This is a genomic window from Chryseomicrobium aureum (assembly GCF_043182735.1).
Lineage (GTDB): Bacteria > Bacillota > Bacilli > Bacillales_A > Planococcaceae > Chryseomicrobium > Chryseomicrobium aureum.
Window position 1 is genome coordinate 180057 of sequence record NZ_CP171117.1, and the last position, 26622, is coordinate 206678.

The 26622-nt window shown below is 42.1% G+C and carries 27 protein-coding genes; 19 read left to right on the top strand and 8 right to left on the bottom strand.

The features are described 5' to 3' along the window. Positions 1–132: 132 nt before the first annotated feature. Genes ACF3OH_RS01020 through ACF3OH_RS01030 form a run of 3 tightly spaced genes read left to right on the top strand, consistent with a single transcriptional unit; the run spans position 133 to position 4841 of the window. Complete coding sequence (locus ACF3OH_RS01020) at positions 133–1518, top strand: ABC transporter permease (protein ID WP_392456668.1); 1386 nt, start codon at positions 133–135, stop codon at positions 1516–1518. Positions 1519–1529: 11 nt separating this feature from the next. Then, positions 1530–3026: an ABC transporter permease gene (locus tag ACF3OH_RS01025; RefSeq protein WP_392455407.1), complete on the top strand. Its 1497-nt coding sequence runs from the start codon at positions 1530–1532 to the stop codon at positions 3024–3026. 21 nt (positions 3027–3047) lie between these two features. Next, positions 3048–4841 carry an ABC transporter substrate-binding protein gene (locus ACF3OH_RS01030; RefSeq protein ID WP_392455409.1) on the top strand — a complete coding sequence of 598 codons (1794 nt, stop codon included), beginning with the start codon at positions 3048–3050 and terminating at the stop codon, positions 4839–4841. A gap of 43 nt (positions 4842–4884) precedes the next feature. On the opposite strand, the gene ACF3OH_RS01035 is transcribed toward ACF3OH_RS01030, so the two are convergent. Together ACF3OH_RS01035 and ACF3OH_RS01040 are read right to left on the bottom strand one after the other, a co-directional pair. After that, positions 4885–5082, bottom strand: coding sequence for an RQC domain-containing protein (locus ACF3OH_RS01035; protein WP_392455410.1), 198 nt, complete (start codon positions 5080–5082; stop codon positions 4885–4887). A 53-nt stretch (positions 5083–5135) separates the two neighbouring features. Further along, complete coding sequence (locus ACF3OH_RS01040; RefSeq protein WP_392455411.1) at positions 5136–5387, bottom strand: hypothetical protein; 252 nt, start codon at positions 5385–5387, stop codon at positions 5136–5138. Positions 5388–5541: 154 nt separating this feature from the next. Between ACF3OH_RS01040 and pxpB the strand changes: the two genes are divergently transcribed. Genes pxpB through ACF3OH_RS01055 form a run of 3 tightly spaced genes read left to right on the top strand, consistent with a single transcriptional unit; the run spans position 5542 to position 7898 of the window. Further along, positions 5542–6201, top strand: coding sequence for a 5-oxoprolinase subunit PxpB (gene pxpB, locus ACF3OH_RS01045; protein ID WP_392455412.1), 660 nt, complete (start codon positions 5542–5544; stop codon positions 6199–6201). Then, a complete protein-coding gene (locus ACF3OH_RS01050) occupies positions 6194–7156 on the top strand; it encodes a biotin-dependent carboxyltransferase family protein (protein WP_392455413.1) in 963 nt (320 codons plus the stop codon). The genes pxpB and ACF3OH_RS01050 overlap by 8 nt, the downstream gene beginning before the upstream one ends. Then, positions 7143–7898 carry a 5-oxoprolinase subunit PxpA gene (locus ACF3OH_RS01055; RefSeq protein ID WP_204591348.1) on the top strand — a complete coding sequence of 252 codons (756 nt, stop codon included), beginning with the start codon at positions 7143–7145 and terminating at the stop codon, positions 7896–7898. The genes ACF3OH_RS01050 and ACF3OH_RS01055 overlap by 14 nt, the downstream gene beginning before the upstream one ends. A gap of 87 nt (positions 7899–7985) precedes the next feature. Here ACF3OH_RS01055 and ACF3OH_RS01060 read toward each other — a convergent pair whose 3' ends face one another. Beyond that, positions 7986–8543, bottom strand: a complete 558-nt coding sequence (locus ACF3OH_RS01060) for a hypothetical protein (RefSeq protein WP_204591350.1) — start codon at positions 8541–8543, stop codon at positions 7986–7988. 218 nt (positions 8544–8761) lie between these two features. On the opposite strand from ACF3OH_RS01060, the gene ACF3OH_RS01065 reads away from it, so the two are divergent. Continuing rightward, a complete protein-coding gene (locus ACF3OH_RS01065) occupies positions 8762–9211 on the top strand; it encodes a phosphate-starvation-inducible protein PsiE (protein WP_392455414.1) in 450 nt (149 codons plus the stop codon). A 107-nt stretch (positions 9212–9318) separates the two neighbouring features. On the opposite strand, the gene ACF3OH_RS01070 is transcribed toward ACF3OH_RS01065, so the two are convergent. The 3 genes from ACF3OH_RS01070 to ACF3OH_RS01080 form a co-directional block, all read right to left on the bottom strand. After that, positions 9319–9480, bottom strand: coding sequence for a hypothetical protein (locus ACF3OH_RS01070; RefSeq protein WP_204591354.1), 162 nt, complete (start codon positions 9478–9480; stop codon positions 9319–9321). 64 nt (positions 9481–9544) lie between these two features. Beyond that, positions 9545–9700: a hypothetical protein gene (locus ACF3OH_RS01075; RefSeq protein ID WP_392455415.1), complete on the bottom strand. Its 156-nt coding sequence runs from the start codon at positions 9698–9700 to the stop codon at positions 9545–9547. A 70-nt stretch (positions 9701–9770) separates the two neighbouring features. Further along, entirely contained in the window at positions 9771–10088 is a 318-nt protein-coding gene (locus ACF3OH_RS01080; protein WP_392455417.1) for an ArsR/SmtB family transcription factor, read from the bottom strand. Positions 10089–10295: 207 nt separating this feature from the next. On the opposite strand from ACF3OH_RS01080, the gene ACF3OH_RS01085 reads away from it, so the two are divergent. The 6 genes from ACF3OH_RS01085 to ACF3OH_RS01110 all read left to right on the top strand — a co-directional run bounded on the left by ACF3OH_RS01085 (position 10296) and on the right by ACF3OH_RS01110 (position 18129). After that, positions 10296–11594 carry a M48 family metallopeptidase gene (locus tag ACF3OH_RS01085; RefSeq protein ID WP_392455418.1) on the top strand — a complete coding sequence of 433 codons (1299 nt, stop codon included), beginning with the start codon at positions 10296–10298 and terminating at the stop codon, positions 11592–11594. Between the two features lie 91 nt (positions 11595–11685). Continuing rightward, positions 11686–12411, top strand: a complete 726-nt coding sequence (locus ACF3OH_RS01090) for an AAA family ATPase (protein WP_392455419.1) — start codon at positions 11686–11688, stop codon at positions 12409–12411. 86 nt (positions 12412–12497) lie between these two features. Further along, a complete protein-coding gene (locus ACF3OH_RS01095) occupies positions 12498–13082 on the top strand; it encodes a YdcF family protein (RefSeq protein ID WP_392455420.1) in 585 nt (194 codons plus the stop codon). Between the two features lie 87 nt (positions 13083–13169). After that, positions 13170–13451 carry a DUF1292 domain-containing protein gene (locus ACF3OH_RS01100; protein WP_204591364.1) on the top strand — a complete coding sequence of 94 codons (282 nt, stop codon included), beginning with the start codon at positions 13170–13172 and terminating at the stop codon, positions 13449–13451. 174 nt (positions 13452–13625) lie between these two features. Next, on the top strand, positions 13626–17396 hold the full coding sequence (locus ACF3OH_RS01105) for a DEAD/DEAH box helicase (protein ID WP_392455422.1): 3771 nt from the start codon (positions 13626–13628) through the stop codon (positions 17394–17396). Then, positions 17377–18129, top strand: a complete 753-nt coding sequence (locus ACF3OH_RS01110) for a hypothetical protein (RefSeq protein ID WP_392455423.1) — start codon at positions 17377–17379, stop codon at positions 18127–18129. The genes ACF3OH_RS01105 and ACF3OH_RS01110 overlap by 20 nt, the downstream gene beginning before the upstream one ends. A 15-nt stretch (positions 18130–18144) precedes the next feature. On the opposite strand, the gene pgeF is transcribed toward ACF3OH_RS01110, so the two are convergent. Both pgeF and ACF3OH_RS01120 read right to left on the bottom strand, forming a co-directional pair. Further along, the gene (gene pgeF / locus ACF3OH_RS01115) at positions 18145–18900 is read right to left on the bottom strand and encodes a peptidoglycan editing factor PgeF (RefSeq protein WP_392455424.1); all 756 of its coding nucleotides are present in this window, start codon (positions 18898–18900) and stop codon (positions 18145–18147) included. Positions 18901–18914: 14 nt separating this feature from the next. Then, entirely contained in the window at positions 18915–20129 is a 1215-nt protein-coding gene (locus ACF3OH_RS01120; protein ID WP_392455425.1) for an EAL-associated domain-containing protein, read from the bottom strand. Positions 20130–20254: 125 nt separating this feature from the next. Between ACF3OH_RS01120 and ACF3OH_RS01125 the strand changes: the two genes are divergently transcribed. The 6 genes from ACF3OH_RS01125 (at position 20255) to ACF3OH_RS01150 (ending at position 26603) form a co-directional block, all read left to right on the top strand. Further along, positions 20255–20989 (top strand): MBL fold metallo-hydrolase, encoded by a 735-nt coding sequence (locus ACF3OH_RS01125; RefSeq protein WP_392455427.1) that lies wholly within the window; start codon positions 20255–20257, stop codon positions 20987–20989. A 13-nt stretch (positions 20990–21002) separates the two neighbouring features. Continuing rightward, positions 21003–21911 carry an NAD-dependent epimerase/dehydratase family protein gene (locus ACF3OH_RS01130; RefSeq protein ID WP_392455428.1) on the top strand — a complete coding sequence of 303 codons (909 nt, stop codon included), beginning with the start codon at positions 21003–21005 and terminating at the stop codon, positions 21909–21911. Positions 21912–21958: 47 nt separating this feature from the next. Beyond that, positions 21959–22594, top strand: a complete 636-nt coding sequence (locus tag ACF3OH_RS01135; protein ID WP_204591378.1) for a hemolysin III family protein — start codon at positions 21959–21961, stop codon at positions 22592–22594. A gap of 196 nt (positions 22595–22790) precedes the next feature. After that, the gene (locus tag ACF3OH_RS01140; RefSeq protein ID WP_392455429.1) at positions 22791–24320 is read left to right on the top strand and encodes a phytoene desaturase family protein; all 1530 of its coding nucleotides are present in this window, start codon (positions 22791–22793) and stop codon (positions 24318–24320) included. Then, positions 24317–25801 (top strand): phytoene desaturase family protein, encoded by a 1485-nt coding sequence (locus ACF3OH_RS01145; RefSeq protein WP_392455430.1) that lies wholly within the window; start codon positions 24317–24319, stop codon positions 25799–25801. The genes ACF3OH_RS01140 and ACF3OH_RS01145 overlap by 4 nt, the downstream gene beginning before the upstream one ends. Further along, positions 25770–26603, top strand: coding sequence for a phytoene/squalene synthase family protein (locus tag ACF3OH_RS01150; RefSeq protein ID WP_204591385.1), 834 nt, complete (start codon positions 25770–25772; stop codon positions 26601–26603). The genes ACF3OH_RS01145 and ACF3OH_RS01150 overlap by 32 nt, the downstream gene beginning before the upstream one ends. Positions 26604–26622 lie beyond the last annotated feature (19 nt).

The following is a 26622-nucleotide window of genomic DNA, read 5'->3' on the forward strand; positions in this document are numbered from 1 at the left end:
TTTCATACTCTACTATACCACTAGGAATTATACAATATATACAGTCTATAGAAAACTCCTCTTCTATCAATTGGAAGGGGGGTTGAATTTTTGCTAAGAAAGGAGTGCGGTCAGGTGAACGTTGCTCAATTTATGGAATCCAATTATCGCAAAGCAACAGGCGATAAAGGAATGCGCCTTTTCATTATTCTTCTTGGTTTGCCTCTCCACCTCATTACATTCTTTCTATATCTGATTCATCGTCCTTCTAGCGACTATGAAAAGCTCGTTGCTAAAGAGAAAGACACACTATCCGAGGACTTACGCGAAAAATGGTTCTTGGATTATCTGGCACAAGAACAGGCAAAAAACAAAGCGTTTCAGCTTGGTCAGTCTCCAGAAGTGCTTGAGCAAACAGCTCGTGAACTTACAGTAGACCATGAGAATCGCTTAATTGGTACCCAGCTAGAGAAAAAGGGAGTCAAACCTAATAGCTACATTGATTTTACAGCAGATTGGATTGGACGCCCGCTCTTCTTTTGGTTAACTTCTATACTTGGATTGATCATGTATGCCTATCTAGCAGGGAGAAGTCAGTCGTTTGCTTGGTTCGTGTTTGGTCGTCTCGTTCAAACCGTGTTCGTTATTTTAGGAGTCGCTGCATTCGTATTTACAATACTCTACATATCGCCTCTAGATCCCGCACGAAACATACTTGGAGTTGAATCAACACCAGAGCAAGTCGCCAACTTCAATCGTATCTATGGATTAGATCAACCGTATCTTGTACAGCTTTGGAATGCCCTTCACAGCTTATTTACATTTGATCTAGGCACTTCATTTGCTGGAAGAGAAGATATCACAGCAAGCATCGTATCCAAGTTTCCTATCACGTTGACGATTGCATTTTTCTCCTTGCTGATGGCGATTAGTATTGCGATTCCAGCTGGGATTGTTTCAGCTCTTCGTCCAAATACGTATTGGGATTACACGTTTATGATTGTGGCACTCATTGGACTCTCTATTCCTAGCTTTTGGCAAGGTTTACTCTTCATCTTAGGGTTCTCCATTCACTTGCAGTGGTTCCCAGCGACATACAGTACATCCAATTGGTTGTCTCTTGTCTTACCGATAGCAGTTCTCGGGACCTCGATTGCTGCATCAATTGCACGGATGACACGTTCATCGATGTTGGAAGTCATTCATGAAGATTACATCGTAACAGCGAAAGCAAAAGGATTGTCTGAACGCCACATTGTGACGAAACATGCACTGAAAAATGCAATGATTCCTATTATTACTGTCATTGGTTTGCTGTTTGGTGGAATGCTTGGCGGTGCTGCCATTACGGAAAAAGTCTTCAATATTAGTGGTATCGGAAGTTACATCGTAGATAAACAGTTCATTCCAGACATTCCAGCACTGCTTGGTGGCGTTGTGTATATCGCAATTGCTATCTCTCTTGTGAATTTGATTATTGATATTTTGTACGCATTTTATGATCCACGTATTCGCTCGACGATGAAGAAGAAAGGATAGGAGGGGCGACATTGAAACAAATCACAAATGACGCCCTGCGTCTGAAACTCTCGCAAGACTATCGTAACGCCAATTTCACATGGGTTTTCACCTTACTTTTTACACTTTTGTTTTTAGCATACAGCTACGACTTCTCGGAAGCTCAGTTTCGTATCCCTGTCGTTAGTTTTCTGATTGTGTATGCTCTCACGACTATCTATGTCGTATTTGTTGCGCGGAAGATAAAAAAAGACGTAGTAACAAAAGGGGAAGTTGCAAAAGCAACACGCCTTCTAGCATATCCACTGGTACTTACAGTGGTAGTCGGAAATATCTTTGCTGCAGGTTTTGCATTCTCCTTTGCGAGTCGAAACCAAACACCCGAGTATACATTTGCAGTTTATGCACTTCTTACACAATTGTTTGTAGTAGGCGTCTCTGCATTTAACTTGTTCAAGCCATACGTGGTCGATACGTTCCTCCTTGCGATGGGTGTGTTGCTGATAGCAGCTATCATTTACTTCGTGTTAATCATACTGACTGCAAAATTTGTAACGGCAGATGCAGCTCCTAGATGGATGCTCATTCCAAGTATCTTGCTCATAGCAACTGTTCTAACGGGGAACTTCTTTGCATTCTTGCTAGGGTATTCATTGCTTAAAAAAATCATTTCTAACAACCCATCGTCCATTGAGAAATGGAATTCCATGTGGGTAAAGATTACGCGGAACACCATGGCGATCTTTGGGATGTTCTTTATTACCTTTATCTTTTCGCTATCTGTCGTGAGTGAATGGCTGTTTGATTATGATTTCGCAACGCAGAATAACTACAGTGCGATTTTACAGAGCCCGTCCTTACTTTATCCACTGGGTACAGATGACTTCGGACGTGACCTGTTCTCTCGTATTGTATTCGGCGCTCAGATTTCATTAATTGTCGGATTTGCATCGACTGTTATTCCGGCACTTATTGGAGGAGCGCTTGGGGCAATTTCTGGTTACTTTGGCAGAAAGACAGATTCCATTATCATGCGTTTGCTCGATATTTTATATGCAATTCCAGGAATCCTCTTGGCGATTGCCATCATTGCAGCATTTGGTGCGAATACAGTCAATTTGATTATTGCGTTGAGTGTAGGAGCGATTCCTACTTACGCACGAACGATGCGTGCGACCGTCATGCAACTATCGAATTTTGAGTTTGTAGAAGCAGCTCGCGCACTGGGGGCATCGGATGCGTCCATTATCTTTAAGCAAATTGTTCCAAACTCGTTAGCTCCAATGATTGTAAAAGCGACGCTTACTATTGGTGGTGCTGTTATTGCAACGAGCAGTCTTAGTTTCTTAGGACTTGGGATTGAACCTCATATCCCAGAATGGGGAAATATTTTGAAGGTGGGGAGCACATACCTAGAGACTCATTCGTATGTCGCCATTTTCCCAGGAATCTGTATTATGCTTCTTGTTTTATCATTTAACTTTTTTGGAGATGGCCTGCGCGATGCGCTTGATCCAAAAACAAATTAACCTATAGGAGGAATTGACAACATGAAGAAATTTTTTGCGGTTGCTGCAGCAGCAACGCTCGTATTAGCAGGCTGTGTAGAAACAAAATCGGGAAGTGAGTCAGGTGGAGTGTCGGAAACGGCTTCAGCTGAAAAACCGGTAATTGAAGTACTAGGGATGGCATCGAATGAGCAAGATATGAATATCGTTCGTGACCAACTATTAAAAAATGGTTTTGAAGTGACATTGAACATTCAGCCAGACTACGGTTCATTCTCTTCTCAAAAAGATGCCGGGAATTATGATGTGGCCATCTCATCTTGGACGACAGTAACAGGGAACCCAGATTATGCAGTACGTGGGTTATTTAAGTCAGACGGTGCATCTAGTGTCATTGCGGATGAGCAACTAGATGAATTGATTGATGCTGCAAGTGCTGTAACAGGCGACGAAGCAGTAGAGGCATATAAAGCAGTTGAAGAATTACTTGTATTTGACCAAGCGTATATTGCACCTCTTTACATTTCAAATAAAGCACAAGGGATCTACTCTGCAGCAGTAAACCCTGATACAGTGCGTTTATCCAAATCACGTGCACAGGCATGGGAAAAGATTTCGTTCAACGACGAATCACTCAATGCATCTGAGACATTGGTTTTGCACCAAGCAATCGGTTCATTGACATCGCTTGATCCAATTAAAGCAAATGACGGTTCTATCAATACATTGAACACAAATATGTACGTTCGTTTAGTGAACTTAACAGATGAAGACGAAGTGGTTTCAGAAGATTCCTTGTCGTATAACTATGCTATGACAGATGATAATTCAAACTACTACTTCATCCTACGTGACGATATTAACTTTGCTTCAGTAGAAGACGGGCAAGCGGTCGACACAGGGGATTTAGTGTCTGCTGAGGACGTTGTATTCTCCCTTAACCGTGCAAAGAATCCTGAATCTGTTCCGGATCACCGCACATACAGCTTGCATGAAAACATGGAGACTGTAGAAGTTGTAACAGACCTTGCGGAACTTGAAGGAGCATCTACTCCGGATGGCGACAGTATTTTAGAAGCATTATCTCAAGAGTTACCGGCTGATATCACAGCACTAGTTGCTTCTGAAGACGAAGTTGACAACGCTGCTGGAAACTATCAAGTTGTAAAAGTAACAACGACTCAACCTTTCCCACAAGTATTAAACTACCTTGCACACCAATCAGGTGGTATCGTATCTGAGCAACAAGTATCTGCAATCAACACATTTGATGTGGCAAGCTTTGATCCAAACAGTGATATCGCATACGGAGACCAGTCTACAATCACAGAAGGCGGTTCATATGACAACCAATTGTTTGCGAGCGGTCCTTATATCTTAGTTCAGAAAAATGATTACGAAGCACAATTTGTAAAAAATCCAGCATATCGTGCAGATTCTGACTATGCTCCACTAATTGATTCAGTAAATGTTCGTTTCATCGATGATAACGACAGTGCATTATCGGCACTTCGTAACGGAGAAATTCACGTTCTTCAAACAGTTCCAGATACGAAGTATGACGTAGTGTCTTCAGATGATAACTTGACATTGAAACAAGCTGACAGCAACGGCGTGAGCTACTTACAGTTCAACATGTCAGGTCGTGAAGTGTCAGAATCAGCAGATCTACGTAAAGCGGTTCTGTACTCAATCAATCAACAAGATTTCATCACGTACTACCAAGGGAACAAAAAACCAGCTGTATCTACAGTTTCACCTTTAGTAGACACTGGTCTAACATTTGAAGCGGATGCAGACAAAGTGAAAGAATTCTTGAACGCACACGCAGAATAATCAATAAAGACCTGTCCCGAAAAATGGGACAGGTCTTTTGTTATTACCAAAAGCTCTTGATAGCCTGGGGAATCAATTTTTTAGGCCACGGTCGCAGGAGCCCAAAAATCGGTGAAGTGTGTAGGTTTAAACTACGTACTTTGCTAGTCGCTTCACCTTTTAATACTTGGATCAATAAATGGAATGTCATATTTTCATCGCGTGCTAAGTAATCCTCAATGACATCGACTTCTTCTTCCATCAGCACATATCCCTTCGTAGAGAAATAAACGACTTCAGATTTAGGAACCTCAACTATAGCTTGATTTGTTTGTTCGAGCTCGTCTCACCAACTACTGCTAGTGGAAAGACGCCGACGGGAAGTTGAGTCAGCTTTGCGATTCGATGTTGATCTTCCATGGGGAATGCATGAAGTAACTCTTTAATGGTTGCATTTAATTGATTTAAAAATGATTTAGATGCAGATGAGGGTAGTTCAGCGCCTATCGGTAGTAGATAGAGATGGTCAAATGGTTGATCTGTGAAGCCTACTTGAGTCAGTGACATAAAAACTCCTCCTCTCTCTTCAGTATAATGAGTTCTAGGACGATGCCCAATTAATTTGCTCTTGTAAGTTTCAGAATTGGGATAAGAAACATTGTAACGAGAAGACTTATCTTATAAGATAAGAAAAAGTTTTGAATGATGGGATGGTGATGATGTGAAGTCATTTTGGCTGTCGGAAGACTTGTGGATTATTCGTTTCAATCAATCAGAAACAACGAGTGCCCATATTCGAGCTTTTGAAAAAATAATTACTACTCGTTTTCAGGATGTAATTCGTGAAACCATTCCTACTACAACCACCCTCGGTATCTATGTGCATACTACATCACCCAGGACAATAATAAATAAACTCGAACACGAGTGGGAAGCCCTAGCACAAACCGCAATTTTTGATGTGGATCACCAACCGAGAATAATTGATATTCCTGTAGTTTATGGTGGAGAAGAAGGGCCGGACTTGGCATTTGTTGCCGAGCATACGGGACTGAGCGAAGAACAAGTTGTGGAAAAACATACATCTGTTTTATACCCCGTAGAGATGATTGGATTTGCACCAGGATTTCCATACTTGGCGGGATTACCCGAAGAAATTTTTGCTCCTCGCAAAGAAACACCACGTGAAAAAATAGTGGCAGGTAGCGTAGGGATTGCAGGGTCTCAGACAGGTATCTATTCAATTTCTACACCCGGTGGCTGGCAGATCATCGGGCGAACAACAGTAGAATTGTTTTTATCCAATGAAGACCCGCCTAGCCTTCTTCAGCCAGGCGATTTAGTAAGATTTGTGGCGTTAGGGAGGGATGAAAATGCTTGAAGTCATACACCCTGGTCCGTTTACTACTATTCAAGATTTGGGTCGGCACGGCTATCAACGCTACGGTGTTAGCGTGACAGGGGTCATGGATATCCAGTCGCATACTTTAGCCAATTTGCTAGTGGGGAATGAGCCAGATGAAGCAACCTTCGAAATTACTTATTCAGGTGCCAAATTCAAGTTTCATACTTCTGCACTCATCGCTATCGCTGGAGGAAACATGATGCCTTTAGTAAGTGGTGAAGCTATTCAAAGTGGGCGCCCTGTTTATGTCTCAGCAGGTAGTGTGCTGCATTTTTCAAAACTGAAATCAGGCTGTCGTGTATATCTTGCTGTTGCAGGGGGATGGGGTGTCCCCACTGTCTTGCAAAGCAAAAGTACGTTTCTTCGAGCGGGCATAGGTGGTTTTGAAGGAAGAATACTTCGGAAAGGCGATACAATTCCGTATACTACTCAGCAAAGAGAACAATCGCTATCTGTGGAGTGGCATGCAGTATCCGACCACTGGTGGAAACGCGATTTTGTGCGTGTGATGAAAGGACCAGAAATCAATCGGTTTACATCTGAACAAATTCGTCGGTTTACGAGTATACCTTATACAGTTTCTTCTCAGTCGGATAGAATGGGCTATCGACTTACAGGAGAAGCCATTCAGAAGGAAGTGTCTGAAGAGATGATTTCAGAGCCTGTCACATTTGGCACCATTCAATTACCGTCGGACGGACAACCGATTGTTTTAATGGCAGACCGGCAGACTACAGGAGGGTATCCGCGCATTGCGCAGGTCGTACGAGCAGATTTGTGTGTTCTGGCACAGAAGAAACCGGGGGATACTGTCCAGTTTGAATGGGTAGAGTTCGAGCAGGCACGCAAGCTATCCTATGCAGTTCATCATTGGACAAAAGAAGTACAAGCTAGTATTGAGATGAGGAGGAAATCACGTGCGCTCTATTGATATAAATTGTGATATGGGAGAATCTTTTGGGGCTTATCAAATGGGAAATGACCCTGCCATCCTGCCCTATATTTCATCTGCTAATATTGCATGTGGATTTCATGCGGGAGATGCACACGTCATGCGTATAACAGTAGAGCAGGCACTACTAAACAATGTCAGTATTGGAGCGCATCCAGGGCTACCGGATTTACAAGGGTTTGGCAGACGAGCACTCGAGATCTCTCCACAAGAAGCGTTTGATTATACCGTTTATCAAGTCGGTGCTATGCAAGCTATAGCAAAAAGTTGTGGTGCGGTTGTTAAGCATGTGAAAGCACATGGCGCACTTTACAATATGGCCGCACGCAATGAAGAATTAGCAGATGCAATTGTCCGTGCAGTAAAAAGTTGTGATGAACAACTTGTAATTGTCGGACTAGCGGGTAGTGACTGGATTCGAGCAGCCGAAAAGCAGGGCATGAAGTATGCGCAGGAAGTATTTGCAGATCGTAGATATGAAGCTGACGGAAACTTGACCCCACGCTCTCATCCAGATGCGTTGATTACAGATACCAACGAAGCGCTTGAACATGTTGAACGTATGGTCGTGGAAGGGATTGTAAAGACTCGTCTAGGTGAGCGACTTCCCATTCAAGCAGATACGATTTGCATTCATGGAGATGGAGAGCATGCGGTAGAATTCGCAGAAGCGCTCAACAGTCGGTTCAAACAACTTGAGATTGTTGTTCGTCATTTTTAAGTGGGAGATATGAGTAGAAATAAAAAGCGATGACGTCAACTAGCGTCATCGCTTTTCTTGTAACACGAGACTTTAGTGTTTGTAAAACTAATGACGCTTGTCTTGCGAATGTAGTAAATCTTTTTCTGCATCCGATGTTGTTGGTAAAAATGGGTCAGGGCAATAATCTGTTCTCTTCCCGTACCGGACCATTTCATAAATGAGTAAGCCATTATTCGGTTTTCCATTTACCATCCGCATAGGGACGATATCGAACAACACATAGTAAAAACTATAGAAAATATACCGATCCCAAAACGAAGGCCATACTTCAAGGACACCATTCACGAGTAAAAGATTCAGTCCAATGGCGACAAAGCTATTCATAAGGATAGGCGCGCTATAGATAACAATATAAATCCATCTATTTTTATGGGCTAGGTCATCGTATGAAAACCAGCTATAGAGATGATAATACTTTCGAATATCAAACATTCCGAATTTTAGTAAGCGTGGGCCACTTCCAATGGTGATCCGTGGATTTTTTAAGCCAAAGAAAAATCCAACAAGTACATAGGCAAATTCACGAATGAATACAACGATTGGTAGAATAATGAAAGCTGAAATCAACAGAGAGAGAAAATCGGCAAAACCAAATGTAAACATGCAACTCCTCCTTCTTGTCTTGGCAGTATAGCAGGTCTCTGTAAAATTGTAATGTCAAACCCATGAAATGGAAACGCTTACCAAAAATAAGTGTTGACGAGCGCATGAAATCCACGTATAACTAGACTAATCCTTTGATTGTGAGGAAAGTTTACATGGCGTTTATAATGGCTTCATGAAGTAAGCGTACAGTTGAGGTGAGTAGAGGAGGAAGTGAGATGAAAAGAGAAGGAAAACCTTTGGCAGTAATGGTACCGAAAGTGTTACAGCTTTTCTTAAATAGTGCGTTGATCGGTTTGGCGATCACTTTATGCTTTTTGCTCATGCGGTCACTGATTGAATTCATCCAACTCCTATGGACGATGGAATCCTACAACTATAAATTGTTTTTAGCAGATATTTTATTGTTCTTTTTATATTTTGAGTTCATTGCAATGATAGTGAAATATTTTAAAGAGGACTATCATTTCCCTTTACGCTACTTTATCTATATTGGTATTACTGCGATGACACGAGTAATCATCGTTGAACATGATAATCCTGTTCATACATTGCTGAATTCTGTAGTAATCTTCATTTTGATCGGGGGTTATTTCATCATTAATATGACGCCACGTGAAAGACCCGAACCACACCCACCGAAAAAAACCTCCCTGCATCTTGAATGATGTAGGGAGGTTCTTCATTGTGAGAACAATTTTCGTAAAGTTTCTTTTAACCACTGCCCAAACGATTGCTTTGAAGCGAACTTTCTTGATCGTTCAATACGCATGGATTAAGCAGACTTTTGAGTAGACTTGAAGATGTTCCATTTAGACAAGCCTTTCACTTTGCTTGTAAATGAAGCTGTTGTGTTTTCAAGACGCTGTTCTGCATGGAAAGCTGTCTCTGATTGTTGTTCTTTTACTGATTCTCCAAATGTATAATAGTTCATCATTTTTATTCCTCCATAATTGTGTGAATTTTTAATTAAACAAGACAATTTGATAAAAACTTTAAAATTAAGCCGTTCGTTTAGATTTGATTGAAAACCACTGTGTCCAAGACGATTTTTTAGAATGAGCTGCTGTTTGGTTTGTCAAACGCTGCTGTGCTAAAAATTGAACGGAATCTTGGTGTGCTTTCACGGACTGGTGCATTGTGTAAACATTCATCATGAGTAATTCCTCCTAAATTGTTTGAATTATTAATTAAACAAGACAATTTGATTAAAAGCACAACCGGAAATCAATTTTCCGGTTTGAACATACAGCATAGCTCATCGGAGAGCAGTTGATTTAATTCGTGCTGGTTCAATTCGTAAAAACTCCATGTGCCGCTCGTTTCTTTTAAAAGTAAGTCGGCGTCTAAAAGAATTTTAAGATGGTATGACAGTTTTGATTGTGTCATATCGACGAGAGGTGCAAGGTCTCCTACACACATAGCGCCTTTATTCGATAGGATGTTTAAAATCTGCAAACGCTTCTGATCACTAATTGCTTTAAACTTTTTTTCAAAAGTAGCTAACGTATCGGAAGAAAGTGTGCAATATGTCGTTTCTTGCATCGAATTCACCTTCTAGTAATCAATCAAATTTTCTTGATATGTTCATCATACGACCACTAAAACCGTATGTCAACTATTTCATCAAAAAATATTGATTAATTGATAATGGTGAATTTTGAGAAAATTAATTGTTAGAAAATGTCGAAAATAAGTGATGATTTTCATAGGTGTACATGCTATTCTGATAAAGTAAAAGGAGGAAGAAACATGCAATCCAGTCAAATTCAATCCAGTCGAGAAACTCTATATTTTATCATTAGTTTGCTTTTTAGTATTTTGATCTACATCGCAGCGATCGTATCAGTGGTAGGAATCGCTATTGCACTTCTTGTTGCAGCATTCATAGTATACATACAATTAATGATGCTCGGTTCTATTCGAGGTAACGGAGTCCGGATTCATCAAAACCAATTCCCAGAAATCTATGCTCGTACCCAACAATTAGCACGCGATATGGGGCTAGCGAAAACACCAGATATTTTCGTGGTTCAATCTGAAGGTGCATTAAATGCATTTGCTACTCGTTTCTTAGGGCGCGATATGGTTGTCTTATACTCGGAAGTTTTTGAACTTGCGCGTGAACAAGGCCAAGATGAATTAGATTTCATCATTGCCCATGAGTTGGCACACGTCAAACGTCGTCATGTGTGGAAGAATCTCTTAATTCTTCCTGCAGGTTTCATCCCATTCCTCTCTCAAGCGTATAGTCGTTCATGTGAGTACACATGTGATCGCCATGCAGCGTATATGATTCAAAATCCAGCTGCTGCTAAACGTGCCTTGACGTTGCTTGGCATGGGGAAAGGAATGTACAAAGAAGTAAATGAGGATGCTTACGTCCAGCAGATTGAAACGGAATCAAATGCAATCGTTTGGTTGGCGGAAGTACTTTCTACACACCCTCGCATTCCAAAGCGAGTGCAAGCAATTTCGCAATTTGCACAAACAGGAGAGCGCCCATATTTCCCGAACACTGGAAAAATCATTGGTGGGATGGCGATTATTACAGCTGTTGTCGGCGCGATCTATATTGGTTCTATAGTGTTGTTGACGACGAGTGGGGTATTATTAGGTGGCTTATTCGCCAACGCTTTGGATACTTCATTTAGCGAAGGCTATGAAGAGTCTTTGTTTGACGAGACACTAGGTGAAACACTATTGATGACAGCTGCATATAATGGAGACATTGCAGGGATAGATCAGGCTCTTGCAGGAGGAGAATCTATGTCTGACAAAGATATAGACGAAGCTGACGCATTGATGTATGCCGTGTATGGACAAGAACCAGCTACTGTAAACTATTTGTTAGAACAAGGGGCAGACCCGAACACTTCGGACGCTTCTTCTACTGCTTTAGTGAACGCAGTGTACTATGGAGACCGTGAAGTAGCAGAACTCTTACTCGAGTATGGAGCAGATCCAGAACAAGCGGGTCCGGATGGTATGACGATTTACGATGTGTATGGAAATGAGACTATAGAGGAAGTATTAGATGAATTGTACTAATCAGAGGGCCGTCCAAGTGGGCGGCTTTTATTGTTTGACCTACCGAATTAGTCTATGCCATAAATAAGGAATGATGACTGGAGGTTAACGCATGTATTTGAAAAAAATTATATATAAACGAGATGAAGTGCCCTCCGTAGAAAAGTATCCATTTTCCATTCCTGCTGTGCGAACACTGGAGGAGCTGGAACTGAACACGCCTATTACTTTCTTTGTGGGAGAGAATGGTGCTGGTAAATCTACATTATTAGAAGCTATTGCGAACGTAGCTGGCTTCAATTCTGCAGGAGGTGGTAGGCAACACTCCTTTTCGATACATGCGGATGAAGTGCCACTTGCTCCTTTTATCCGCCTATCGTGGACAAAGAAAATATACGAAGGTTTCTTTTTGCGTGCAGAGTCCTTCTATCAATTTGCTAGTTTTATTGATTCTATTGAAGATCCGAGGAAATATAGTAGATATGGAGATAAATCTCTTCATGAAGCCTCGCATGGGGAGTCATTTATGCGGCTATTCCAACACGCATTCAATAAAAAAGCTATCTATTTTTTGGATGAACCTGAGGCTGCCTTATCGCCGATTCGTCAATTGAGCTTGCTGCGAATCATGAAGGAGTTAGAGCCTACTGCTCAATTCGTGATTGCCACGCATTCGCCAATCTTACTAGGTTATCCTGGAGCTACTATTTTCAACTTTGATGAAACTGCTATTACACCAACAACGTTTGAAGAAACCGACCATTATCAAGTGACAAAATTGTTTTTAGAAAATCCTAATAGGATGTTCCGAGAGCTGTTTCAAGATTTAGACACATGATGTAGGTCTGTCGTCACTAGATAAATCCCAATAATCTTCTATACTAAAGTAATTAGAGACTATAGAGACGGGGATTTGAGGGCATTATGCACGTTACGGCAAAATTAGTATTAACGAGTTTGGTAGTTTATATAGTTGTTTCGATGTATGGGATTTGGACCTTCACGGCAGAAGCAGACTATACAAAAGCAGATGCAGCATTAGTTTTAGGAACACGTTTAGACGGTGAAGAACCATCCTATGCTTTGCGAGAACGCATTGATCACGCGATTTGGCTCTATGAATATGAACTGGTGGAGCGCATCGTATTCACGGGTGGCCTGACAGAAGGGGGTCTCATTAGTGAGGCGGAAGCGTCTAAACTGTACGCGTTATCTGTAGGGGTTCCAGAAGACGTGATTGTTGTAGAAGACCGATCACTTGTGACACGAGAGAATATGTTGTTCACAAAAGAACTTGCAGAAGAGCTAAATCTTAGTGACTTTCTTTTAGTGAGCGACCCATTCCATATGAAACGTGCGTTAATGATGGCAGACGTGTTTGGATTGGAAGTGATGGCTGCGCCCACACCACAAAGCGTTTACACAAGTTGGGGTGAGCAGTTTCCATTCGTCCTGCGAGAGACACTTGCATACGTGGGAAACCAACTAACCTTCAATAAATCGTTTTAAAGCATTTTCTCTAGGGAAAAGATAAGTATAGACAGCTGCAATTATGCTATGCTGTGAAAGTGAAATAGATTACGAGGAGGAACCCACATGAGTACAGTACAAGTAGGCGATGTTTTTTCAATGGAAGATGAGAACGGACAAGAAGTAGAAATTGAAGTTCTTGGACTCGTTACTGTTGAAGAAGTAAATTATGCAGCCGTTGCATTCTCAGAAGATGTACAAGATGATTCGAAAGAAGACATCGATGTTTTCTTCCTTCGTGTAGAAAGTGAAGAAGAGCTGTATGAAATTGAAGAAGATGCTGAGTTTGAACGTGTATCGAAAGCATTTCAAGATCTTCAAGAACAAGCAGCAGAAGATTTAAACTAATTAGTACTAGAAAAGGCATCCATTTTGGGTGCCTTTTCATATGTATAGTAGGTAAACAAATTGGGAGTAAAGCATTTCCCGGGAAATGACATCTTTAAACTAAGGACTTCTGACGGTTTCATCTCCTCCCTATTCAGTGTACTATTAAGGAAGCAGAAATAAATGAGGGATATCATGACAACGCTTCGTACATTTTCATGTCCTGTCCGCCTCACGAAGTCTGTCCAAGACGCGTTTAAACGATTTGGATGGAGTGAGACGGGGTTTTTATCGGACCAGCAGACATATAGTGTTCTCATCGAAAAGAATAAAGACCCAGAGCAGACCGCAACAAAGGTGCTGCTCTATTTTACGGCGTTTTCACACGCACAAGCAGACCATAAAGTGCCTGTTTTGACTCTACTGCTTGAAGAAAATGTTCTGACAGCTGTCCACTTTATGATGGCACCAAAGAAAGCAAGCCGTGCAACAAATTGGAGAAGAGAAGTCAATTTGACGTTCGTGCCGGATGTGCGCGTCCGAAACCCAATTCCACTAGCCTTTCGGGAATGGCTCGCAGACTTGCCCCATGCCAATGAGCGAACCGCTTATGTGAAGAGGCGAATTGCGGGTTGGGAAGGCTATTTGGCCATCCAAGAACAGCAGTTAGATATTGCGGACATACGAGCGAGCTATGAATCTGTGTCGCTTCAAAAAGATTTCCGAAAACTAACCCTTTATGGTGCTGTAGTGAAAAATGACCAGTGGAAGAATTTGCGGGAAATGGATGTAAAACTTCTAAGTATTGGTCGCGAGATCGGGAAGGTGACGAAAGTCTCACCGCGAGATCGCACGATTGAAGTGACAGTTCTCCCATATATGGAAGATGTACTTCGTCGCACACCCCTCGATCGTTTTGGGACGGATGCGGTATTTACGAATTTCGCATCAGTCAGTCAAATTCGAAGACTGCGTTCAGGGTTCCAACAGCTTGAGAAAGGGCATGCTGAGAACCCCTTGCTCGAACAAATCTTGTTTGAAGAAAGCCCACCTGTTGCACCTTTAAAAGAAATTCCGAAGATTTCCTATTCTCACCCACTGAATGAATTTCAGCGCCGTGCAGTTGAAGGTGCCCTCGCAGCAGAAGACTTGTATGTCATACAAGGCCCACCAGGTACAGGCAAGACGACCGTTATTTCCGAAATTTGTTTGCAGAACGCAAAGGCTGGATTACGAACACTTGTCGCTTCACAATCAAATCTTGCAGTAGATAATGCATTAAGTCGTTTACTAGCAAACAAAGACATTCGTATTTTACGTGTAGGGCGAACGGAGAGTATTGAAGAAGAGGGAAAACGATTTATAGAAGAGAACATCGGAGATTATTGGAGGGAAGTAACGTTAAAAACGGTCACTTCGACAGTGAATGAGCGAAAAGAGCGTCTTGAACAGTTAACTAGTGAACTAGCAGTGATTCGTCCACGCTTCGAAAAGGTCTCTCTAGAAATCGAACAATGGAAACAAGAAGTGAAAAAGAAAGAGACGGCTGTTGCTGAACATGCCAATCTTACTTTGCAACTTGATGAGTTAAAGCTGAAAGTACAGCAACTCGAAGAAGATCGGATACGGCTATCAGGGTTAGTGCAGATGAAAGATCAAGAAGTGTCTGAACGTATGGCGCAACTTGAAAAATTAAATGAACAAGCAGCAGCATTTCCAGAGATGGTCGACCTTGAACAAGAAATTGCCCAAAAAAATGAGCTGCTCGGTGAAATGGCACGTTTGGTAGAACTAAAGAAAATTCACCAAGAAATTCAGCAAGCTACAACTAGGTTCGCTGAAGTTGAACAACGATTACAGGAACTGCAGGCTGGCCTCGACTCTGTAGAGGAGCACCAACAAACTATACGAAATTTAAAATCTGTGGCATCTTTTCAAGATGTGCTTGAAAGTGACCCGCAGTATGCAACATCTCGTGTGTTGTTTAAATTAAAGGGTATTCAAGGAATTCGAGATTTAATTAAAACGTATCATCCTGTTAAAGAACTAGTAGCACTCTACGAAAAGGCGCTGGATTACTTCATAACACGACTTGGTGAGAAACGGCGACCAATTCGACCAGTACAGGAACCCGTGTACCGAAAAGAAGAGCTGCAAAGTTATTTGGATCAAGGTAGGAATTGGATCAGGCTCGGCGAGTTGCCTAACCAAATTGGGATTGCAGAATACGTTCAGGGGTTATACGGTCGCATGCGTTATATGGCAGCCGTAAAGTCTTATTATGACGAATTAGTAGAACGAGGAGAATCTGAACTGGATCTTTTAAAGCAAGAACTCCTACACATTCACAAATTGCATAATGAACAGCTCTTGAAAGAAACAGCGGGCTTGCAAGAGCAATTTGCCACTTTGAGGAAAGTTCAGGAGGACTGGCAAGAGCAATGGGTTTCTCTAAACGGGGACCACTACCTAGAGAAAGTAGAAGCACTTGAAGATGTCACAATGTTTACAACTGAACGAGAGCTTGAAAAGCTTATAAAAATAAAGCGAACGATGGAAGAATTTGATGCTACCTATCAACAAGCGCAAGAAAACACGGGGACGGCTAAATTAGCGTATGAACAAGCGCAAGTGAATCTAGCTGAGTTTTTGGAGAGCTCATCCCGCTACGATACAGATATTCTCAAACTTGAACAAGAACGAGGGCTTTTGGAGCCTTTACTAGTTACTACACCAGAAGAGCAATTGGAAGCCGTTCAGAAAGAGTGGCTCTCTCTGCAGTTCGAACTTGGAAGGCTTGAAAAAGAGAACGCAGAGGCACCGGTGCACCAACAGCTTCAGTCACAGTGGCAGGAACTCCTCGAAAATGCGTCGGCAGAAGATGTCGATGAGATCCGTAAACTGAACGTCAAATATGCAAACGTTATTGGAACGACTTGTGTAGCGTCTGCGCGTAAAGACTTCGTAGAAAATTATCCATCATTTGATGTAGTCATTATTGATGAAGTTTCCAAAGCAACACCACCAGAGTTGCTGCTTCCGATGTTAAAAGGAAAAAAAGTGATTCTTGTTGGAGATCATCACCAACTACCGCCACTGCTCGGCGATGATACGTTAGAAGAAGTCCTAGGAAAGATGGTAGTAGAACAACCAGAGTTTGCTGGAAAACAAGAAATCGAGAATCTATTAAAAGAGTCTCTATTTGAACGTTTATATAAAAACTTACCGTCTACACATAAAACGATGCTTGCGATTCAGTACCGAATGCATGAATCGATTATGAGAACAATCAGTCCGTTCTATCAATACGAAGAAGACGAACTCCAATGCGGACTTGTGGACTCGGATGCGATGCGAGCCCACGGTCTCGATTTACCATGGGTCACTGCAAACAATCATGTGGTGTGGCTTGATACCCCGAACCAACAAGAGTACTTTGAAGAGCGAGTGAAAGGGGGACGTAGTCTTTGGAACCCTAAAGAGCTCGGCTTGACGAAACAAGCCTTACTCGATTTGAATGAAGCCATTGGTAAGGCAAAAGAAGCCGGAAAGTATCCACACGACTATCAAAAGTCAGTCGGTGTCATCAGCTTCTACGGAGAACAAGTAAAACAGCTCGACCGTTTGATTCAGCAAGAACTACGACTATCCCATCTTCACATTCGAACTGGAACGGTCGATCGCTTCCAAGGGATGGAGATGGAAGTGATTCTGTTAAGCATGGTACGAAACCATCAAGAGTCAAGAGGGGATATTGGATTTGCCAACGACTACCGACGGTTAAATGTAGCGCTGTCTCGTGCGAAGGAGCTTCTTGTATTGATTGGAAGTAGTGAGATGTTCACAAAACGTGTGAAACGTGCTGCTACTAAAGAGATGTATTCCCATGTCTATCAAACCGTACAGGAGCTAGGTGGCCATCGCTTACCGGAGGAGGTGCTGACCCATGTCAGAGTTCCAAACTAAACTACGCAATCAATTGCTCAGAAATCCAGTCCTCACTTTAAAAGAACAACGCAGTTGGCAATTACCGGTATATACATTTGAAGTTGCGTTTAGTCCGGTACGCAGGTTTCGTTTAGATATTTTGATGCGCATGATCTTGCAAGTCATCGAGACCGTATCTGTTCGACGAGCTAGAGGCATTGCAGACTTACTCTATGTGGAAGAATTGTTTATTGAAGATTTGCTTGAGAAAATGACTCGAAATGGTTTGATTGAGCTAGGGAAAGAAGGGTACGCGTTGACGTCACACGGCTCTCGTCAACTTGCAGCGGGAGTCTTTGAAGAGGAACAAGCAGAAACTTATATGCAACTTGTTTTTAGTCCATTGCATACAAGGTTCTTGCCCAATGAAGCAGATGTAGATTTTGATGAACACACTGGAGACCCCTTTCGATACGCAAAAGAGAACGCAGTGGAAGCAGGCGAGCAGTTTTTACTGACAGGCGTCCAAGAAGCACTCGCAGATAAAGAGGAGCATTCAGGAGACTTTGTTGAGACCGTCAATCATCTACTCGATTTTGATGAAGGCGAGCTTCAGTGGGTCACGTGCTATGAATTTCTGGTGCATGATACGAAAGAGAATATGACCTATGTTCGCGTCTGGAACCCGCTTGTGGATGGATGGGATGCGACACTCGAAGAAGTAATCGAACGGCAAGAAGGACTGACATGGAAAAACGCACCCACTCTCTAAGGAAGGGTGCGTTTTTTATAGTCGGTAAATAAACCCTAGATGGCGTCCTGCATGTCGATTTTGGCGATACGAAAACCCTTGTTCACTAGTGTACGTACAAACAGTTGATTGCATGATGTTCTCTTCAGGAATACCTGCTCGTAGACATTGCTCTCTGACAACAAGGCCATTGTCGATGTGAAACTTATGCGTGGACTCTTTATAGCGAATAAAGGCATCTGCGTAGCCAAGTGCTTTATAACGATCTGCTACATCGGTATCGACCTCAAAACGCTCCTCACTTAGGGCGGGACCTATGTAGAGGTGAAGGGAGGACGCATCTTCTCCTTTTTCAGATAGCAGATGTTCGAGAAGTGTGGGTACTAGTTCTTTTACAGTACCTTGCCAACCGGAATGGACGCTGGCAATCAATGTTGACTTCGAACTCCAAAGAAGCAGTGGGACGCAGTCTGCTGTGAATGTACCTAAAACAATAGAAGGTTCATATGTATACAACGCATCTGTATCCGGAATCGCCGTCGCGGTCTCAAGTACACCGCGTCCTTTATCGCTAGTTTTTACTTCATAATAGTGATTGCTGTGCGTTTGATTAGCAAGTACAAAATGATGTAAAGGTATACCAAGTTGATTGGCAAGATTCCTGCGGTTTGCCAAGACAGATGCCGGATTCTCACAACTATGCAGAGCCATATTGTTTGCTTCAGGTAATGTACCGTCGCGCAGTGTGATGCCGTAATAAACAGAATTAGTGGGTCGATTTAATTCGTACAAAGACTCATTCCTTTCTAATTCATAAATAAGAAATCGTTCATCGTTATAAATTCATAGCTTAAATCGACAAATAAAAAGTAATTCGCTGTTAACGGGAAACTAAACGTACGTACATATTCACGTGTCTCAATATCGGAATACAAATCGGATAAGCGTCCTTGATTTGTTCGCTGCATGCGCATCATATTTTCTAAAAAGTACGGTCGGAACGCCCAGTTGGAGCCACGCACAGTTTCTTCGTATCTCCATGAACCGTCCTTCAAACGGAAGTTTGAGGACACCTGTTTGCCACTCGCATCACAAATGTAGAGACGGAAAGTTTGCTTATCAAAAAGTTCCTGCGCTTCTTGGAGTAATTGATCTGCATACACTTCATCTTGCCACTTCGATAGTTTTTTCAATTTGTGATGACAGGCTTCTGTGAATTTCAATCGCTGTGTGATTAGTTCTTTTTCTCGTTCGACAAAAGACTGAATTTGTGAAGGCAAAGAGACGTTGAGTTGAATGGATTCTTGCTGTTCGCAACTCGGTTTCCCTAAATAAAAGCCTTGGTAGTAGTGACCGTTGTTTTTCCACGCAAAGTACAGTTGATTGGCATCTTCAATCATTTCATAGGATAATACCGCACCGATTCGTCGGGCAAGAACCGATAGCGTATGCAATATGTCTTGGAAGTTTTCGAGATTGGCAGAGCGAGTCAAACTGGTGTCGATTTTTAAGATGTCCGGCCGAAGAGCACGAATACGATCAATGTTTGAACTGGCACCACCTATATGGTCAATCGCTAAGCGGATTCCGTAAGTTTTATAATAGCGCAAAAGATGATTAAGGCTTTCGAACTCTTCCTCAATGTCATGTTCTGTTACCTCTAATACGAATCGCTTTAATGCAAACCCCTTCTTTTCCTGCACGTGTAGAAAGGCAAGAAATGTCTCATCTTCCTCATCAATCAATTGCTGCGCGGACCGGTTAATCGATAGGTAACCAGGCAAGTCATTCTCTAAAAGATAATCAACAGCCAAACCGATTAAATGGTCATCCAGTTCATTTTTAAACTCTGTTGGAATATCGCTATCTAGAAAAAAATCTCCGAGAGACGTCCAGTGGTCATCTTCTCTGTAACGGCCAAGTAGTTCGTAGCCGGCAATTTCATGGGTGATTGCACTGACGATTGGTTGAAGGGCTGGGCGGACACGATCTAGTTGGTCCATAATTTGAAGTGCATCCACTAAAATATCCTCCTCACATCTCTAGTAATTTTAGTATTATACCATTTTCACTAGCTAGGAAGAATGCAAAGAATTCGGAAAATGGGTACACTAGAAAAAACGAGTAGAAAAGAGTGGGTGAACAGATGAAGATTACAACAATCGGTATGTGGGGTGGTTATCCTGAAAAAGGTGAAGCGACCTCTTCTTTTTTAGTTGAACAGGATGGCTTTAGTTTAATCGTTGATTGTGGGAGCGCTGTATTGTCTACATTATTAACTATGAAAGACGTGCATGAATTGGATGCATTTCTCATTAGTCACTATCATCCCGACCATATCGCGGACGTAGGCGTATTACAACATGCTGCAATGATTCATAAACAATTAGGAAATCTTCATCACCCGATCCCGATTTATGCACACGCACAGGATTCTGTAGAGTTTTCAAAGCTCAGCTACAAAGGTGTGACAACAGGAATGGAGCTTGAGGCGTATGCAAGCTACTCCATTGGCCCCTTTAAAGTCTCCACTTGCCCCACTGTGCATCCGGTCTATTGTTTAGCTTTTCGTATCGAAGCGGCTGGAAAGGCTGTCGTCTTCACGGCAGATACCGAATGGACAGATGCACTTGTGACGTTCTCACAAGGAGCGAATGTATTAGTTAGTGAATCAAATGTCTACCCGCAGTATGCCGGAAAGATACAAGGTCATTTGACAGGACAACAAGCTGGCTTACTAGCGGAACAGTCGGGTGTTGAACGTTTGGTACTGACACACTTGCCTCAATACGGAGATAGAGAAATTCTTGTTGCCGAAGCGAAAAAAGAATTTTCTGGTCCGGTCGAACTCGCGTATACAAAACAGCAAATTTTATTATAGAAAGGAGTTTACCATGACAACTGCATTGATTTTAGGCGGTACACAATTTGTCGGGAAGCGTCTTGTGAAGCTACTAGTGGAAGATGGGGTGAATGTCACCATCGCAACGAGAGGACGCATGACAGATGACTTTGGAGACTCAGTAAAGCGATTGGTGCTGGACCGCACTGATGATAAAACGATAAAACATGCACTTGAAGATAAGGAATATGATTATGTTTTTGATCACACGTGCTATTCACCGATAGAAGTGCGAGAAGTTTTAGAGGCACTTGGAACGAGAATTGGAAAGTATATTTTCATCTCTTCAGTAGCAGTCTATAATGCGGGTGTGAATCTTAAAGAATCCGACTTTGATCCACGTCACTTTGACATTTACTATAAATCTCGCCATGAATATGCTGGTATGGAAGGGTACCAAGAAGCCAAACGAGCAGCGGAGGCAGTCCTTTATCAACAAGCACCTTGTCCGGTTGTAACAGTGCGTTTTCCGTATGTGGTTGGGGAAGATGATTACACGGAGCGCTTTGCATTTCATGTTCGGGCTGTAGAAGAGGGGAAAGCGATAGGGACGAAAAATCCAGACGCTCGTTTCGGGTTTATTGATTCTGTGGAAGCAGCTGAGTTTTTAAAAGCCTGTGCGCTTTCCGATTATGAAGGCCCGATAAATGCGGGGACAGATGATTCCATCTCATTGCAAGAACTGTTGGAGTATATATCCCGACATCTTGGTAAGAACTATTCGTTCGCGGAAGACTCATTACACAATCAAAGTCCTTATGATTTAGGATTTGATTTGGCTCAGACGACAAAGCATGCATCTAGAAAAGGGTTTTCGTTTTCTTCTTTGCAAGAAGTTTTAGAAAAGCAAATTGAGATTCACCAGACAGATGTCAGAGAAAGTGATGACAGAGGTCACTAGGTGTTGGCGTTTATTTCCTCTAAACTAGAGAGAAGGAGATGACGGTTATGGATACAACACATACATTTACTAAAAGAGAAGAGTTCGTGAATGCACTTATTCATGGATTAGGTATGCTACTTAGCATCTCGGCACTTGTCGTGCTAATTGTTGCAGGTGCAAAAACGGGGAGCGCTTGGCACGTCGTGAGTTTCACAATTTTTGGCGTGTCGATGTTGATTTTGTATTCGGCCTCTACATTGGTCCATAGTTTTCCACAAGGAAAAGCGAAAGACTGGTTTGAATGGCTAGATCATTCATCAATCTATTGGTTTATTGCAGGAACCTACACACCTTTTTTATTCTTAGCAGTAAAAGGTCCTTTAGCATGGGTATTGTTTGGCATCGTGTGGGGTCTGGCAATTGGAGGAACGTTATTTAAATTGTATTTTGTAAAACGGTTCGTCAAATTGTCTACCTTCTTATATGTTGTGATGGGTTGGTTGATTGTGTTTGCTTGGAACCCACTCACAGCCGCAATGACACAAGAAGGTCTCTTCTTATTAATTGCTGGGGGAGTGCTTTATACAGTAGGTGCTATTTTTTATGTGTGGAGAGGGTTTTTATACCACCATGCAGTGTGGCATGTCTTTGTACTTGCAGCAAGTGTCTGTCATTTCTTTTCTGTCTACAGTCTGCTCTAACTAACTTTTATAAGTTTCAAGAGGACTTCCCATGGGAGTTCTCTTTTTTGTATATACATTATGTCTAATTTTCTTTTACAGTCACATTATGCGAAGGTTAGACAAAAAAACAAAACTTTACAGCGAATCAATAGCCAAAAATCAAAAACGGTTGTATAATCATTGTACAAGTATTGTATAAAGAGGAGGGGCCATCATGAGCAAGAAAATAGCAGTAGTCGGTGCTGGACCAGGTGGTCTTGCGGCGGCTATGTTACTCGCTTCTAAAGGGTTTCAAGTAGATGTATATGAAAAGAATGAGGTTGTGGGAGGTCGCAACGCTGCCATCGAGATGGACGGTTTCCGCTTTGATATGGGTCCGACATTTTTAAGTATGATTCATATCGTAGATGAATTGTTTGAAGCGGCAGGCCGTAATATGCACGATTATATGGACTTAATCGAACTACCTGAAATGTATCAATTAACGTTCGACGGGAAGAGAACGCTCGATATGACGCGTGACCGAAAAAAAATGAAAGAACGCATTGAAGCTACGTATCCTGGAAATAACGAAGGATATGATCAATTTTTATATGAGAGTGGGAAGAAATTAGCCGCTTTAACGCCTATTCTTCAATCACGTATGGATAAACTGATTCATTATATGCGTCCCTCTGTTGTGAAAGCATTGCCAGAGCTTGAAATTGGAAAAACGCTCTATGATGTACTGAGTCGTTATTTCAATCATGAAGAGCTCAAACTTGCTTTTACATTCCAATCAAAATATCTAGGGATGTCACCATGGGAGTGTCCAGGTGCATTTTCAATCCTTTCCTATATGGAACACGCATACGGTATCTATCACCCAATCGGTGGAGTGAATCAGTTGTCTACATCCATGGCGAAAGTGGTGGAAGAATACGGTGGGAAAGTACACCTTGGCACAGGCGTCAAAAAGTTTAAATTAGATGGCAAAAAAGTAACGGGACTGCTCTTAGAATCTGGAGAAGAAGTAGAAGTCGATGAAATAGTGGTTAACGGAGATTTTGGGCATGTGATGACAAACCTTGTTGATGAAGGTGTCTTAAAGAAATACTCACGTGAGAATCTAAATAAGAAAAAATACTCTTGCTCCACATTCATGCTCTATTTAGGCCTCGATAAAGTATATGATTTGCCGCATCATAACATTATTTTTGCTAAAGACTATAGAACAAATGTTGAAGAAATTACGCACACAAAAAAACTTTCTGCAGACCCATCTATCTATGTTCAAAATGCAAGTGTGACAGATCCGACATTAGCGCCAGAAGGACAATCTGCACTCTATATTTTAGCCCCTGTCCCGAACAACGATAGTAATATCGGTTGGCAAGAAGAACAGCAAGCCTTCCGTGACTTGGTCATCCGTACAATTGAAGAGAAATCTGAATTCAAGGATCTATCTAAGCATATTGTAAGTGAAAAAGTGTTGACCCCGGTTCACTGGGAAGAAGATATCTCTGTCTTTAAAGGCGCAACATTCAATTTGGGCCATCAACTGTCTCAAATGATGGTATTCCGCCCACACAATAAATTTGAAGAACTAGACGGCGTCTGGTTAGTCGGTGGTGGTACTCACCCTGGCAGTGGCTTACCGACAATTTTAGAGTCTGCACGCATAGTAACCAATGGAATTTTAGCGGAAGAAGGCAAAGAGCGTATACCTGTAGGCCTTTTACCTGCTTGGGAGGGAACAGCATGACGATTGCATTAATCGGTGGTGGAGTAGGCGGTCTCATGACAGCTCTCTATCTGACAGAAGCAGGACACGAAGTTACTATCTATGAAAAAAGTTCAAAACTAGGCGGTCGATTAGCCTTTGTGAAAAATGGAGAGTACAGAATCGACGAAGGTCCGACGATTGTCTTGCTACCTGATATGTTCTTAGACCTGTTGAAAAAAGCGGGGGTGGACACGACAGGCTTACGTTTATTGCGTTGCGACCCTCTTTATTCCATGCAGTTCTCGGACGGAGAAGTGTACACGAAATATGCAGATCCTATTCAGCAGCAACAAGAAATCGAGCGCTTATTTCCTCAAGATGCAGAGGGATTCAAGCAGTTCTTAACAGAAGGCAAGCAACGTTTTGACATTGGGATGACATCCTTTTTAACTAAATCGTTTTCCGTGAAAAAAGACTTTTGGACGTTTACCTCTATACGAAAGCTTCTTGCATTAAAACCATATCAATCTGTAAGTGGATTGATGAAAGGGTATTTCAAAGATTCGCGCCTCCAACAAGCGTATGCATTACAATCTCTTTATATTGGTGGAAACCCGTATCAAGTGCCAGCGATGTATTCTCTTGTCTCTTTCTCAGAGCATGAGCATGGAGTTTACTATTTGCAAGGCGGGTATGCCTCATTAATTCCTTTATTAGAAAAGACGCTACGAGCGCGTGGTGTGACTATTCATTTAAATAGTGCTGTTGAAACGATTCACTTAGAGGACGGGAGAGCTACTGGCGTTAAAACGAAAAATGGATCCATTTCACATGACGCAGTAGTTTTTAACGGAGAAATGCCATTTTTGAAGGAACTTTTACCTTCTGTGCCGAATCGTACCTATATACCTTCTTCTAGTTGCTATTTAATGTACATTGGTGTCGATAGCAAGTATGAAAACCGACTTGTACATTCGTACTTGATGGGGCCGGATTTCAAAGGTCATATGGATTCTGTTTTTCGAACAAAAGAATTGCCAAACGAACCTTCAATTTATGTATTCAACCCAAGTGTCATGGACGATTCACTGGCCCCGAAAGGGAAAAGTGTTCTTTATATTCTCGTTCCGGTACCATCGGGTACTGCCATTGAATGGGAGAATGTAAATGATTGGCGAGAGCGTATTTTAGATCGTATAGAAGAAAATGGATTTCCAAACTTGCGTGAACGCACCGAGTGGATGGAGATACGTACACCGGCTACTGCCCAAGCAGAAGGCTATTTCCAAGGTGGAAACTTTGGAATTGCCCCTGTACTTGGCCAATCTGGAGTATTTCGACCACAAGCAAAACCAACAAAATTCAATAACTTGTATGCTGTAGGTGCTTCTACACACCCGGGTGGTGGAATTCCTATCGTGATGCAAGGTGCTTATTTGACCGCACAGACTGTGTTAAATGATTTGACTGTAAAAGGGGGACAACCGGATGAACGTCAAGCAAGCCTACCAAGAGTGTGAACGTGTCATTGCTGAAAATTCCCGCACATTTTACAAGGCCTTTTCCTTACTTCCTAAAGCCGACCGTCTAGCTGTATGGGCAGTCTATGCATTTTGTCGCCGCGTCGATGATCTGGTGGATGAGGGAATCGAACCAGTTTCAAGTCTGCATAAATTTGAGGTGGAGTTCCAGGCTTTCTTAGATGGCAAGTATGATGAAGCGGACCCAATGTGGGTTGCACTGGCGGACGTGTTTAAACGCTATGACATGGACCCGGAGCCGTTTAAAGAGCAACTGAGAGGTCAAGAAATGGATCTCACTATTCATCGCTATAAAACAATCGATGATCTATTAGTGTATTGCTATCACGTGGCAAGTACAGTAGGTCTGATGTTGCTACCAATCCTGGCGCCTGCTCGTAAAAATGAGCTACGCGAAGATGCCATTGCACTTGGTCTTGCGATGCAACTTACAAATATCTTAAGAGACGTTGGAGAAGACCTTGGCCGTGGGCGCATCTATATGCCAACCGATCGTTTGGCACACTTTGAAGTATCCGAATGGTGTATGCGTAAAGGTGTGATTAGTAAAGGGTTTATACAGTCGTGGGAAGAGCTAGCTGTTTTAGCAGAGCGCTACTATGACCAGGCGAACCAGTCTATTCACCTGTATCCAAAACGCTCTCAAATCCCATTAAAGAGTGCTTCTCATTTCTATCGTCATATTCTTTCTACAATTCGGGAGAAAGACTATCGTGTGTTTGATACAAAACACTTTGTATCCGACGAGCAAAAAGCAGAAATTCTAGCTGTTTTACACTAAGCACCCGATTCGGGTGTTT

Bases quoted from the DNA above. Each gene is read 5' to 3' on its own strand.
- ACF3OH_RS01130 (WP_392455428.1), top strand. From the start codon at position 21,003: ATGACAACTGCATTGATTTTAGGCGGTACACAATTTGTCGGGAAGCGT.
- ACF3OH_RS01110 (WP_392455423.1), top strand. From the start codon at position 17,377: ATGTCAGAGTTCCAAACTAAACTACGCAATCAATTGCTCAGAAATCCA.
- ACF3OH_RS01075 (WP_392455415.1), bottom strand. From the start codon at position 9,700: ATGATGAATGTTTACACAATGCACCAGTCCGTGAAAGCACACCAAGAT.
- ACF3OH_RS01135 (WP_204591378.1), top strand. From the start codon at position 21,959: ATGGATACAACACATACATTTACTAAAAGAGAAGAGTTCGTGAATGCA.
- ACF3OH_RS01020 (WP_392456668.1), top strand. From the start codon at position 133: ATGGAATCCAATTATCGCAAAGCAACAGGCGATAAAGGAATGCGCCTT.
- ACF3OH_RS01150 (WP_204591385.1), top strand. From the start codon at position 25,770: ATGAACGTCAAGCAAGCCTACCAAGAGTGTGAACGTGTCATTGCTGAA.
- ACF3OH_RS01145 (WP_392455430.1), top strand. From the start codon at position 24,317: ATGACGATTGCATTAATCGGTGGTGGAGTAGGCGGTCTCATGACAGCT.
- ACF3OH_RS01030 (WP_392455409.1), top strand. From the start codon at position 3,048: ATGAAGAAATTTTTTGCGGTTGCTGCAGCAGCAACGCTCGTATTAGCA.
- ACF3OH_RS01050 (WP_392455413.1), top strand. From the start codon at position 6,194: ATGCTTGAAGTCATACACCCTGGTCCGTTTACTACTATTCAAGATTTG.
- ACF3OH_RS01140 (WP_392455429.1), top strand. From the start codon at position 22,791: ATGAGCAAGAAAATAGCAGTAGTCGGTGCTGGACCAGGTGGTCTTGCG.
- ACF3OH_RS01070 (WP_204591354.1), bottom strand. From the start codon at position 9,480: ATGATGAACTATTATACATTTGGAGAATCAGTAAAAGAACAACAATCA.
- ACF3OH_RS01040 (WP_392455411.1), bottom strand. From the start codon at position 5,387: ATGTCACTGACTCAAGTAGGCTTCACAGATCAACCATTTGACCATCTC.
- ACF3OH_RS01100 (WP_204591364.1), top strand. From the start codon at position 13,170: ATGAGTACAGTACAAGTAGGCGATGTTTTTTCAATGGAAGATGAGAAC.
- ACF3OH_RS01035 (WP_392455410.1), bottom strand. From the start codon at position 5,082: ATGGAAGAAGAAGTCGATGTCATTGAGGATTACTTAGCACGCGATGAA.
- ACF3OH_RS01090 (WP_392455419.1), top strand. From the start codon at position 11,686: ATGTATTTGAAAAAAATTATATATAAACGAGATGAAGTGCCCTCCGTA.
- ACF3OH_RS01080 (WP_392455417.1), bottom strand. From the start codon at position 10,088: ATGCAAGAAACGACATATTGCACACTTTCTTCCGATACGTTAGCTACT.
- ACF3OH_RS01105 (WP_392455422.1), top strand. From the start codon at position 13,626: ATGACAACGCTTCGTACATTTTCATGTCCTGTCCGCCTCACGAAGTCT.
- ACF3OH_RS01060 (WP_204591350.1), bottom strand. From the start codon at position 8,543: ATGTTTACATTTGGTTTTGCCGATTTTCTCTCTCTGTTGATTTCAGCT.
- ACF3OH_RS01085 (WP_392455418.1), top strand. From the start codon at position 10,296: ATGCAATCCAGTCAAATTCAATCCAGTCGAGAAACTCTATATTTTATC.
- ACF3OH_RS01095 (WP_392455420.1), top strand. From the start codon at position 12,498: ATGCACGTTACGGCAAAATTAGTATTAACGAGTTTGGTAGTTTATATA.
- ACF3OH_RS01065 (WP_392455414.1), top strand. From the start codon at position 8,762: ATGAAAAGAGAAGGAAAACCTTTGGCAGTAATGGTACCGAAAGTGTTA.
- ACF3OH_RS01125 (WP_392455427.1), top strand. From the start codon at position 20,255: ATGAAGATTACAACAATCGGTATGTGGGGTGGTTATCCTGAAAAAGGT.